At 43.7% G+C, this 12,293-nt stretch carries 13 protein-coding genes; all 13 read left to right on the top strand.

Annotated features, from left to right (window positions below):
* The first annotated feature begins 1 nt into the window (after position 1).
* The 13 genes from mvaD to dnaK all read left to right on the top strand — a co-directional run bounded on the left by mvaD (position 2) and on the right by dnaK (position 12,209).
* Positions 2-1,030, top strand: coding sequence for a diphosphomevalonate decarboxylase (gene mvaD / locus ABID27_RS06815; protein WP_354281153.1), 1,029 nt, complete (start codon positions 2-4; stop codon positions 1,028-1,030).
* Entirely contained in the window at positions 1,027-2,106 is a 1,080-nt protein-coding gene (locus ABID27_RS06810) for a phosphomevalonate kinase (protein WP_354281151.1), read from the top strand. Before mvaD ends, ABID27_RS06810 begins: the two co-directional genes overlap by 4 nt.
* Positions 2,107-2,115: 9 nt before the next feature.
* On the top strand, positions 2,116-3,216 hold the full coding sequence (gene fni / locus ABID27_RS06805) for a type 2 isopentenyl-diphosphate Delta-isomerase (protein ID WP_354281149.1): 1,101 nt from the start codon (positions 2,116-2,118) through the stop codon (positions 3,214-3,216).
* Positions 3,217-3,310: 94 nt separating this feature from the next.
* Positions 3,311-3,577, top strand: a complete 267-nt coding sequence (locus ABID27_RS06800; protein WP_253364931.1) for an ACT domain-containing protein — start codon at positions 3,311-3,313, stop codon at positions 3,575-3,577.
* Positions 3,578-3,588: 11 nt separating this feature from the next.
* The gene (locus tag ABID27_RS06795; RefSeq protein WP_354281147.1) at positions 3,589-4,926 is read left to right on the top strand and encodes a PFL family protein; all 1,338 of its coding nucleotides are present in this window, start codon (positions 3,589-3,591) and stop codon (positions 4,924-4,926) included.
* Between the two features lie 301 nt (positions 4,927-5,227).
* A complete protein-coding gene (locus ABID27_RS06790) occupies positions 5,228-5,980 on the top strand; it encodes a M15 family metallopeptidase (RefSeq protein ID WP_253365006.1) in 753 nt (250 codons plus the stop codon).
* Between the two features lie 74 nt (positions 5,981-6,054).
* Positions 6,055-6,636, top strand: coding sequence for a TlpA family protein disulfide reductase (locus tag ABID27_RS06785; RefSeq protein WP_253364935.1), 582 nt, complete (start codon positions 6,055-6,057; stop codon positions 6,634-6,636).
* 89 nt (positions 6,637-6,725) lie between these two features.
* Complete coding sequence (locus tag ABID27_RS06780) at positions 6,726-7,421, top strand: histidine phosphatase family protein (RefSeq protein WP_253364937.1); 696 nt, start codon at positions 6,726-6,728, stop codon at positions 7,419-7,421.
* Positions 7,422-7,526: 105 nt separating this feature from the next.
* Entirely contained in the window at positions 7,527-7,850 is a 324-nt protein-coding gene (locus ABID27_RS06775; protein WP_253364939.1) for a PadR family transcriptional regulator, read from the top strand.
* Complete coding sequence (locus ABID27_RS06770) at positions 7,840-8,382, top strand: DUF2812 domain-containing protein (protein ID WP_354281144.1); 543 nt, start codon at positions 7,840-7,842, stop codon at positions 8,380-8,382. Before ABID27_RS06775 ends, ABID27_RS06770 begins: the two co-directional genes overlap by 11 nt.
* A 161-nt stretch (positions 8,383-8,543) precedes the next feature.
* Positions 8,544-9,578, top strand: coding sequence for a heat-inducible transcriptional repressor HrcA (hrcA, locus tag ABID27_RS06765; protein WP_354281206.1), 1,035 nt, complete (start codon positions 8,544-8,546; stop codon positions 9,576-9,578).
* Positions 9,579-9,590: 12 nt separating this feature from the next.
* Complete coding sequence (grpE, locus tag ABID27_RS06760; RefSeq protein ID WP_253364943.1) at positions 9,591-10,118, top strand: nucleotide exchange factor GrpE; 528 nt, start codon at positions 9,591-9,593, stop codon at positions 10,116-10,118.
* Positions 10,119-10,382: 264 nt separating this feature from the next.
* Positions 10,383-12,209, top strand: coding sequence for a molecular chaperone DnaK (gene dnaK, locus ABID27_RS06755; protein WP_253364945.1), 1,827 nt, complete (start codon positions 10,383-10,385; stop codon positions 12,207-12,209).
* Positions 12,210-12,293 lie beyond the last annotated feature (84 nt).

Here is a 12,293-nt window from a genome sequence, read left to right as displayed (position 1 = left end):
TATGACACAAGCAGTTGGCCGGGCTCGTGCCCATACCAATATTGCCCTTATCAAGTACTGGGGAAAGCGGGACAAGGACTTATTTTTGCCCATGAATTCAAGCTTATCCTTGACACTGGATGCATTTTACACAGATACGAAGGTTGTTTTTGACGATAATTTGACGGAAGATCGTTTTTCTCTCAATGGAAAATTGCAATCAGAAAAAGAAATTTCAAAAATTTCTCGTTTTTTGGATTTGTTTCGCGAATATAAAGATGAGAGCAGATTTGCTCGTGTTGAGAGTTTGAATTTTGTGCCAACGGCAGCAGGACTGGCTAGCTCAGCTTCAGCTTTTGCTGCTCTGGCTCTGGCAACTGCAACAGCGCTTGAGTTGGAGCTGAGTCCTGAGGAACTTTCGACATTTGCTCGTCGTGGGTCAGGTTCAAGTACCCGTAGTTTGTTTGGAGGCTTTGTCGAGTGGGACAAGGGAACTTGTTCAGCTGACTCGATGGCTCGTCCTGTGGATGACGCTAGCTGGGATATTGGAATGATTATTTTAGCGGTCAATACAGGTCAGAAGAAGATTGCGAGTCGTGTGGGAATGGAGCATACGGTTGCGACTTCCTCTTTTTACCAGGCTTGGGTGGACACTGCTGCAGAAGATTTGGAGAATATCAAGAAAGCCATTGCTCTTCGTGATTTTGAAACACTTGGTAAGATTACGGAACACAACGGTATGAAGATGCATGCCACAACCCTTTCTGCTAATCCGCCATTTACCTATTTTTCAGCCAAAAGTTTGGAGGCACAAGAAGCTGTTCGGACCATTCGAGAAGAGCTGGGAATCTCGGCCTATATGACTATGGATGCAGGCCCAAATGTGAAAGTTTTGTGCCGCCAATCAGACATGGAGCGACTGGTCCGAGCCTTACAAGACTACTTACCAGCGGAAAAAATCATTCCAAGCTTGCCAGGCAAGGATGCCTTTGTCTTGACAGAGGAAGAGTGGCAAGCGTCACTTGCAACATTTACAGGAGAGCCTAGATGAAGGTAGCGATAAGAGTACCAGGAAAACTCTATCTAGCTGGAGAGTATGCGGTGGTGGAAGCGGGTTACCCAGCTGTGATTGCTGCTCTTAATCAAACCATCTGTGTGACTATGGAATCAGCAGAAACGGGGACCATTTTTTCCAGTCAGAATCCTCAGTTGCTTGTGGACTGGACTCGGAAAAATGCAAAAATTCATTGCCACACCAGTCATCCCTACGCCCTGATTGAGTCCGCTATGCAGACGACAGAAGATTATCTGGCTTTACAACGAGTAGAGGCAAACGTACTTTATAAGCTATCTATCTCCTCTGAGTTGGATAATGAACAGACGGGTCAAAAGTACGGATTGGGCTCATCTGGTGCGGTGACTGTAGCAGTGGTTCAGGCTGTCCTGACCTTTTTTGGGCAGGACGCAAGACCGGACTTGGTCTACAAATTGTCCGTATTGGCTCAGGTGAGTTTGGGGATAAAAGGCTCTTTTGGAGATATTGCAGCCTCTAGTTTTGGTGGAGTGATTGCCTATCACTCAGTAGATCGTTCCTGGCTTTTTGAAAAAATGGCTCAGCTAAACATATCAGAACTGATTGAGCAGCCTTGGGCAGGTTTGGCAATTGAGAGTTTAGACCTCCCTCGTCATGTGGAAATGATGGTGGGCTGGACAGGTGCTGCTGCTTCAACAGCAGACTTGGTAAGTCATGTACAAGGTCATTTGAATGAAGCAGAAAAAGAAGTTGCCTACCAAGGATTTTTAGCAGCCAGCCGGGTCTGTGTTGAACAGTTGATTGCAGCCTGTCGACTAGATGATGCCCAAAAGTTCCAACTAGCTATTTCTGAAAATCGGGCTCTGCTCAGGCAGTTTGCCGAGGATATGGAGATGGTGATTGAGACAGAGACTTTGGAAACCCTCTGTCGTATCGCAGAAAGGTATCAAGCGGCCGCTAAATCATCAGGAGCTGGTGGTGGCGACTGCGGGATTTGTTTTGTGGAAAAAGCTGAGCAAAAAGAAGCCATTATCGCTGCTTGGGCACAAGAAAAAATTCAAGTATTGCCCCTATCGATTGCCGCAAGGCAGTAAGGAGAAAAGATGTTTATTTACGATTACTTTGCAAATAGAAAAGACCAGCATGTGGATTTAGCCCTTCACCAATACTGTGAAGAAACAGCTCGTGATTTTGAGGAAGCTCGATTTGTTCATCAATCCCTACCTCAAATGAGTGTGGAAGATGTTGATATTTCAACGACCGTTGCTGGAATTGAACTTCCTACCCCTTATTACATCAACGCCATGACAGGTGGAACTAAAAAAACAGGTGAAATCAACCAAACGATTGGGATTATGTCTTGCCTTAGTAAAACGCCAGTAGCCTCTGGCTCGGTTAGCGCAGCTATTAAGGACCCAGAAGTGGCCAAGACATTTTCGGTTCTGCGTTTTGAAAATCCAAAGGGGATTATTTTTGCCAACCTTGGCGCGCATCATGATGTAGAAAATGCCAAGCGAGCAGTTGACTTGCTTGAGGCTAATGCCTTGCAAATCCACCTCAATGCACCACAAGAACTGGTCATGTCTGAAGGAGACCGCGATTTCTCTATGTGGCTGACCAATATTGAAAAAATCGTCAAGGAAATTGAAGTGCCGGTGATTGTCAAAGAAGTTGGCTTTGGGATGAGTCGTGAAACAGTCGAGCAATTGACATCTGTAGGTGTTCAGACCATTGATGTTTCAGGCACAGGTGGGACAGATTTTGTGAAAATCGAAAGTGCCCGTCGCGTGTTGGATTCTTATGATTTCTTAGAAGGATGGGGAAATTCAACCGTGGCTTCTCTGGTTGAAGCCATGAATATGCCTGACCAGATTCGTCCGCAAGTTCTTGCTTCTGGCGGTGTAAAAAATCCGCTTGATATTATTAAGGCTCTTTCTTTGGGGGCGGATGCAGTGGGTCTATCCAATCGTTTCTTGAAGATTTTCACCAGTGAGCGAGGTTTAGAGCCGATGCTGAGTGAGCTAAATAGCTTTAAAGACTATACTCGTTCCTTGATGACCTTGGTTGGTGCCCGTAACGTTGCTGAATTGCGCCAGAAAGACATCATTTTAGGAGCCAATGTACAGAGATGGTGTGAAGCGCGTGGAATTGATTGGAAACAATATGCAAGTCGTTCTGCAAATCACAGAAATGTTCGTAAATAATAGAAAAAGGGATAGTTATTCCCTTTTTTGTTTACTTTTAATATAATAAGCCGTATATTTATGATAAAATGATAAAAATAAAAGGAGCAGACAAATGAAAGCAATTGTAACCGTTGTTGGAAAAGACAGTAAAGGAATCGTGGCAGGTGTAGCAGGTAAGTTGGCTGACTTGAATTTAAATATCGATGATATTTCGCAGACTGTTTTGGATGAATACTTCACCATGATGGCCGTCGTGTCTAGTGATGAACAGCAGGATTTCAGCTTTTTACGTTCAGAATTAGAAACTTTTGGAGCGTCGCTTCAAGTGAAAATCAACATTCAAAGTGCGGCTATTTTTGACGCTATGTACAATATCTAGGAGGTTGATTCATGGATATTAGACAAGTTACGGAAACAATTGCCATGATCGAGGAGCAGAATTTCGACATTCGGACCATTACTATGGGGATTTCGCTTCTTGATTGCATCGACCCAGATATTGACCGTGCGGCTGAAAAAATTTACAAAAAAGTGACTAGCAAGGCTAAAAATCTAGTGGCTGTTGGAGATGAGATTGCAGCTGAGTTGGGGATTCCTATTGTGAACAAGCGTGTATCGGTGACGCCTATTGCCTTAATCGGTGCAGCAACGGATGCTACAGACTATTTGCCTCTTGCTAAGGCCTTGGATAAGGCTGCACATGAGATTGGTGTGGATTTCATTGGTGGATTTTCGGCTTTGGTGCAAAAAGGCTACCAAAAAGGGGATGAAATCTTGATTAACTCGATTCCTCAAGCCTTGGCTCAAACGAGCAAGGTCTGCTCCTCTGTCAATATCGGCTCCACCAAGTCAGGCATCAACATGACGGCAGTGCGAGACATGGGACGCATTATCAAGGAAACGGCTCAAGCTTCTGATATGGGAGCTGCCAAGCTGGTTGTATTTGCCAATGCTGTTGAAGACAATCCCTTTATGGCAGGGGCTTTCCATGGCGTTGGCGAAGCGGATGTGGTCATCAATGTCGGTGTCTCAGGACCTGGTGTGGTAAAACGTGCCCTTGAAAAAGTGCGCGGGGAATCTTTTGATGTCGTTGCAGAAACGGTTAAAAAGACGGCCTTCAAGATCACCCGTATTGGTCAGTTGGTTGGGCAAATGGCCAGCGAACGCTTGGGCGTTAAGTTCGGGATTGTGGACCTGTCACTGGCTCCTACTCCAGCAGTTGGGGATTCTGTCGCTCGCGTCTTGGAAGAAATGGGACTTGAAGCGGTCGGGACTCATGGGACAACAGCTGCGCTTGCCCTTCTCAATGATGCCGTTAAAAAAGGTGGCGTAATGGCTTGTAACCAAGTCGGTGGCTTATCAGGTGCATTCATTCCTGTCTCAGAAGATGAGGGCATGATTGCTGCGGTGCAAAATGGCTCACTCAATCTTGAAAAATTGGAAGCCATGACAGCTATCTGCTCGGTTGGTTTGGACATGATCGCCATTCCAGAGGATACGCCTTATGAGACTATTGCAGCTATGATTGCGGATGAAGCAGCCATTGGTGTGATCAATCAAAAAACGACAGCTGTACGGATTATTCCTAAAGGAAAAGAAGACGATATGATTGAATTTGGTGGCTTGCTAGGAACTGCTCCTGTCATGCGCGTTAATCAAAATTCATCAGCTGATTTCATTGCGCGTGGGGGACAAATTCCAGCACCGATTCACAGTTTTAAAAATTAGCAGTGAAGAACCCGGGAATCAGTCCTAGCTTCTTCAATTTTTTAATAAGTTTAACAGTTTAACGCAGTGGTTGACTGAGTGTTCTCATTCCTTGCTATGCAAGCAATTTCGAATATTTGAGGCTAACTTTGTTAGCCCTATCTCCAACCTTCAAAAGTTCCTCGAACCTTTGAAGCTAGTCAACTGTGCTGAGGCGGGACGACAAAATCGATTTCTGCGAAATCACGATTTTTGTCCCACTCTCTCTTTTCTTTCGTTTGCTATCCTGCTATAATGAAGGAAAATGATGGAGGGATATCGGATGAAAAATAAGGGGTATCAGATAGTTTGTATAGTAGTGCTGTTTGTTCTCGCTTTGACAAGCATGGTGGTAGTTGTAACGGATAAAAAGTCTCAAAGACAAGCAAGTTCGGTTTCTAAGACAAGCCAGTCGACCAGAACCTCCTCAACCTCTTCCAGCCAGCAAGCGGATTTGCCGGCGGTTTCATCGAGTGACTGGGAGTTGCTCTTGGTCAATCGGGAACATGTTCGTGCAGAGTTGAATCCCCAGTTGGCAGAGGTTAGTGGGATACCGGTAGATGCTCGAATTGCAGAAAATGTGACTAAGTTTTTAGCAGCAGCGCAAGCGATTGACCCAAATGAACACCTTATTTCTGGCTACCGCAGCGTCGCTTATCAGGAAACGATTTACAATTCCTATATCCAGCAAGAAATGGCGGCGGATACCAGTCTCAGTCGGGAGGCTGCTGAGGCCAAAGTGCAGACGTATTCACAACCAGCGGGGGCGAGTGAGCATATGACGGGGCTGGCTATCGACATGAGCACGGTGAATTCCTTGAACGAAAGTGACCCGCAGATTGCGAGTCAAGTTCAACAAATCGCCCCAGAATACGGATTTGTTCTGCGTTTTCAAGAAGGAAAGACAGAATCGACAGGGGTTGGCTATGAAGACTGGCATTATCGTTATGTCGGTGTCGAATCGGCCAAATATATGACGGAACATCAGTTGAGCTTGGAAGAATACGTCGCCTTGCTTCAGAAAAATAGAAAATAAGAAAAAAAGAAAACCTCGAAAAAGCTGTCTTTGAAAAAGTATGATATAATAGTTTTTCAGAAATGGAGGAATTTATGAAAATCAAGTATTGGATTTTAACTCTGCTTGCAGGCCTTGCTCTTGTAGGTGGTGTGTATTTCTTAGTACAGGACTCAAGTCCGTCTACGACTAGTTCTACGACAGCTTCGTCGAGTAAGAACGACGGTGTTCAAAAGAAAGTAACGGACACGATTCGGACCAATATCAAGACGATGTCATTTACAGATGAAAATGATAAAAAAGTTGCATTTTCTAGTTTGCAGACATCAGATAAGCCAACATTTGTTATGTTTTGGGCTAGCTGGTGTCCTGATTGCCAAGCGCAGTTGCCAATCATTGACAGCATGTACAAAAAGTATAAAGATGATGTTAACTTTGTCATGATCAATATCGTAGATGGTAGCCGTGAAAAATTGGGTGCTGGTCAGAAGTACTTTGCGGACAAAGGGTATGACTTTACCTATTATTATGACAATAATCTCGTAGCAGCAGATTCAGTAGGTGTCCAATACATTCCAACTATGTATATTTTGGATAAAGATGGTGAAATCAAATTTGCTTACGAAGTAAACCAATCTCAAAAACAATTGGAGTCTAACTTCAAAGCCGTTATCTAATCGGAATCGTCTCTCTAGAGGCGATTTTTTTCTGAATAGAAGTGTTATTTCGTGCTATAATAAGATAAGGAATATTCGGAGGAAGTAAAATGACAGAGACAAAATTGTACATTTCCCGTCACGGTAAAACCATGTTTAATACCATTGGTCGTATCCAAGGCTGGGCAGACACGCCTTTGACAAAAAATGGTGAAGAGGGAATCCGTGAGCTTGGTTTGGGGCTAAAGGATGCTGGATTGCAATTCAAGCTAGCCGTTTCAAGCGACCTGGGTCGGACGGTTCAGACGATTACCATTGCCCAGCGTGAACTAGGGATTCTAGGGCAAATTCCTTACTATCAGGACAAACGGATTCGTGAGTGGTGTTTTGGTAGTTTTGAAGGAATGTACGACGTGGAGCTCTTTAGTGGTGTGCTCCCTCGTATCAATGGGATTGTTGAAGCAGATAAGATGGATTTCGAGCAAATCTGTAATGGTGTCTATGAAGCAGATACAGCTAACTGGGCTGAAACGTGGGAGCAGTTGAGTGGTCGTATCTTGGATGGATTTACTTCTATCGCAGAAAATCTCGAAAAACAAGGGGGCGGCAATGCTTTGGTTGTCAGCCACGGTATGACCATTGCAACCTTGGTGGATCTTCTGGAGCCAGAGCGTCCAACAAACCTCTCTCTTGATAATGGCTCTATCACAGTTTTACATTACAAAGATGGCAAACTCCACATCGAAGCTGTCGGAGATATGTCTTATCGCCACCGCGGCGCAGAAATTATCGCTGCAGAGGAATAGGGGAAAGAATGCTTTATGCATTCTTTTTTTATTTTCTCATTGACAAATACATCGAGTTGCGATATATTTTATATAGAGGCTCGATATATCGAATTGGGAGGTAGTATGGATCAAAAATTGAAGCGGATATATATTCCCATGACCGAGACGGCCTTCTATATCTTATTTGCCTTGCAAGAGGAACGACACGGCTACGACATTACCTTGCGGACTAAGGAGATGACAAAAGGGCAGGTGATCATCAGTCCTGGAACCATGTACGGTACCTTGGCAAAGATGGAAAAGGATGGCTTGATTGCCTTTGTGAGAGAAGAGAGCAAACGGAAAATCTATCTCATCACAGCTTTGGGACGCGAGATACTGGCTATTGAGCTGGTTCGCATTGAGCGCTTGTATCATAATAGCAGAGGAGAGAAACATGACCGGTAAAAAAGTATGTCGGTGGTTTACCATTGTTGATTTTGACAAGGAAGAAGACTATCTTCGCCAGATGCACCAGGAAGGCTGGAAGTTGAAAAAGACCAACGGTTTCATTTATCAGTTTGAAAAAGTAGAGCCGGCAGATGTTATTTATAAGCTGGATTATCGAGAGGAAGAGTCTGAAAAGGAAACTTATACGCGACTTTTTGCAGATTATGGTTGGGAATATATTCAAACCTTTAATTGCTTTTCCTATTTTCGTAAGGCAGTTGCGAACTTTGAATCTGGTGAGGAACAGGAGCTCTTCAGTGATATTGAGTCTAAGTTGGACATGATTGGGCGCGTGATAAAACGGACGCTTGGTTTTCAGCTACTTGCTTTGTTTATCAATGTTTTTAACCTCTATTGGCTTCCTCTTGAACGATTCAAAAGTAGTTGGGTTATTCATATATTGTTATTTTTAGTTATCTTTACTTTGACAGGTGTGCTGATTTATGAATGGCTAGGCTACCGTCGATTGGTGAAAAAATTCAATAGCTAGATCCGCAGACTGATTTTTTAGCACTCTTGATAAAAGAGTGCTAATTTTTGGTCTTTTTCTATTGACAATCCATTTTTTAGGAGTATAATAAGATCATAGACTTAGCACTCGGTCATATAGAGTGCTAATGATTGCTAGATTGTCAGAAAGGAAGTGGTGGTGTGCTAACCCAGCGTCAAAATGATATTTTAAATTTGATAGTGGATTTGTTTACGCGCTACCATGAGCCGGTCGGGTCTAAGGCGCTACAAGAGGCGATTGCATCATCTAGTGCAACCATTCGAAACGATATGGCCAAGCTGGAGCAGTTGGGCTTGTTGGAAAAGGCGCATACCTCATCGGGGCGGCTTCCTAGTCGAGCAGGTTTTCAGTATTTTGTCACTCATTCGCTCAATCGTGAGCTGATCAATGAGGATGACATCTATAAAGTTATGAAGGCTTTTGATTTTGAAGCCTTTCGCTTGGAGGATATACTGGAGCGGGCCAATCAACTATTGGCGGAGTTGACAGGATTTACATCTGTATTGTTAGATGTTGAACCGAAAAATCAATGCCTGACTTCCTTCGATATCGTGCAGCTCAGCAGTCATGATGCCTTGGCAGTCTTGACTTTGGATGAGTCCAAGCCGGTTACCGTTCAGTTTGCTATTCCTAAGAACTTTCTCAGTCGGGATTTGCTGATTTTCAAGCAGTTGGTTGATGAACGTTTTTGTGGTCAGACGGTTTTGGATATCCATTATCGTTTGCGGACAGAGATTCCTCAAGTGGTGCAGAAGTATTTCACTACGACGGACAATGTGCTGGACTTGATGGATTACATTTTTGAAAATCTTTTCCAAGAGACGGTATTTATTTCAGGGAAGGTTGCTTCCTTGAAATACAGTGGATTGGGAATCTACCAATTTCTAGACAATGAACAAGCGGTGGCGTTTAGCTTGCGTAACGGTCTCAAGGAGATGGAGTCAACCAAGATTTGGGTTGGCGATCACCCCGAAAAGGCTCTGCAAGATGTGACGGTTATTCAGCACCAATTTCCAATTCCCTATAGGGGAATAGCGCAGTTGAATCTGATTGGTCCAGTTGACATGGACTATCGCAGACAGATGAGTCTGATCAATATTATCGGTCGCGTGCTCTTCATGAAATTGGGCGATTATTACCGCTATCTCAATAGCAATCATTACGAAGTACATTAAAAGGAGGCCATCGTGTCAGAAGATATTAAAAAAGAGGAAGTAGTCGAGGAAGTCGATACGGTTGATGAAACTGTTGAAGCTACTGAGACAGCACCTGAAAAGACCGATTTGGAATTAGCACAGGAAAAAGCAGAGGATTTTGAAAATAAATACTTGCGTGCGCATGCTGAAATGCAAAATATCCAACGTCGTGCCAACGAAGAACGCCAAAACTTGCAACGCTATCGCTCGCAAGATCTTGCTAAAAAAGTCTTGCCAAGTCTGGACAACCTAGAGCGTGCTTTAGCTGTTGAAGGGTTGACAGAAGACGTTAAAAAAGGCTTGGAAATGGTCCAAGAAAGCTTGGTTCAAGCCTTGAAAGAGGAAGGAATCGAAGAAGTGTCAACAGAAGGCAACTTCGACCACAACTTCCACATGGCTATCCAAACAGTGCCTGCGGATGATGCCCATCCAGCAGACACCATCGCACAAGTCTTCCAAAAAGGCTACAAACTCCATGAACGCGTCCTCCGACCAGCCATGGTAGTGGTGTACAACTAGCCATTTTGTAATACTTGAATGACGCGACCACCAAGTCGTAAAACTAGAAACAATAAAAACGTAAAAATAAAATAGCAAGCTGAAAGCTTGCCCAACCGACATTCTTCGCTGTAGTAAAGGAGTTAGAGCAAGTTACTCTAACTCTCGGAAGATTAGAGACTAGGGGCTCAAATCTTAGCAATGAAACGCCAAAGGCGGTTGCTTGCGTCCGTACTACTTAAGAAGAATGTCAAAAGAAGATATAAATTAATAGAGGTAAAAAACATGTCTAAAATCATTGGTATTGACTTAGGTACAACTAACTCAGCAGTAGCAGTTCTTGAAGGAAATGAATCAAAAATTATCGCAAACCCAGAAGGTAACCGTACAACACCTTCAGTAGTATCATTCAAAAATGGTGAAATCATCGTTGGTGATGCTGCAAAACGCCAAGCCGTAACAAACCCAGATACCATCATTTCTATCAAATCAAAAATGGGTTCTGCTGAAAAAGTTTCTGCAAACGGTAAAGAATACACACCACAAGAAATTTCAGCTATGATTCTTCAATACTTGAAAGGTTACGCTGAAGACTATCTTGGTGAAAAAGTAACCAAAGCAGTGATCACAGTTCCAGCTTACTTCAATGATGCACAACGTCAAGCAACTAAAGATGCTGGTAAAATCGCTGGTCTTGAAGTAGAGCGTATCGTCAACGAACCAACAGCAGCAGCTCTTGCATACGGTCTTGACAAAACAGATAAAGAAGAAAAAATCTTGGTATTTGACCTTGGTGGGGGTACATTCGACGTATCAATCCTTGAACTCGGTGACGGTGTCTTCGACGTGCTTGCGACTGCAGGGGACAACAAACTTGGTGGTGATGACTTTGACCAAAAAATTATCGACCACTTGGTTGCTGAATTCAAGAAAGAAAACGGCATTGATTTGTCACAAGATAAAATGGCCGTACAACGTTTGAAAGATGCTGCTGAAAAAGCTAAAAAAGACCTTTCAGGTGTTACTTCAACTCAAATCAGCTTGCCATTTATCACAGCTGGTGATGCTGGACCACTCCACTTGGAATTGACCTTGACACGTGCGAAATTTGACGATTTGACGCGCGACCTTGTAGAACGTACAAAACAACCAGTCCGTCAAGCTCTTTCAGATGCAGGTTTGTCATTGTCAGAAATCGACGAAGTCATCCTTGTAGGTGGTTCAACTCGTATTCCTGCCGTTGTGGAAGCTGTTAAAGCTGAAACTGGTAAAGAGCCAAACAAATCAGTTAACCCTGATGAAGTTGTTGCTATGGGTGCGGCTATCCAAGGTGGTGTCATCACTGGTGATGTCAAAGACGTTGTCCTTCTTGACGTGACACCATTGTCACTTGGTATCGAAACTATGGGTGGCGTATTTACAAAACTCATCGACCGCAACACAACAATTCCAACATCTAAATCACAAGTCTTCTCAACTGCAGCAGACAACCAACCAGCCGTTGATATCCATGTTCTCCAAGGTGAACGCCCAATGGCGGCAGACAACAAGACGCTTGGACGTTTCCAATTGACGGATATCCCTGCAGCGCCTCGTGGTATCCCACAAATCGAAGTAACATTCGACATTGACAAAAATGGTATTGTTTCTGTAAAAGCAAAAGACCTCGGTACACAAAAAGAACAACACATCGTTATCCAATCTAACTCAGGTTTGACAGACGAAGAAATCGATCGCATGATGAAAGATGCTGAAGCAAATGCTGAAGCAGATGCCAAACGTAAAGAAGAAGTTGACCTCCGTAACGAAGTTGACCAAGCCATCTTTGCAACTGAAAAAACAATCAAAGAAACTGAAGGCAAAGGTTTTGACGCTGAACGCGATGCCGCTCAAGCAGCTCTTGATGAATTGAAAGCAGCTCAAGAAGCAAACAACTTGGACGACATGAAAGCAAAACTTGAAGCTCTTAACGAAAAAGCACAAGCTCTTGCAGTAAAACTGTATGAACAAGCCGCTGCAGCACAACAAGCCGCTCAAGGTGCTGAAGGTGCAGCAAACGCTGGTTCAACAGCAGGCGATGACGTTGTAGACGGTGAATTTACTGAGAAATAAGAGTGAAACAGAAATTGGTAATTTCTTAGAAATTCAATTTCGTCGTTTTACCTCCGCACAGTTGAGTAGGTATCTAAGTGCTGA

Source organism: Streptococcus gallinaceus (assembly GCF_040545695.1).
Taxonomy (GTDB): Bacteria; Bacillota; Bacilli; order Lactobacillales; family Streptococcaceae; genus Streptococcus; species Streptococcus gallinaceus.
This window is presented reverse-complemented; position numbering and strand designations above follow the sequence as displayed.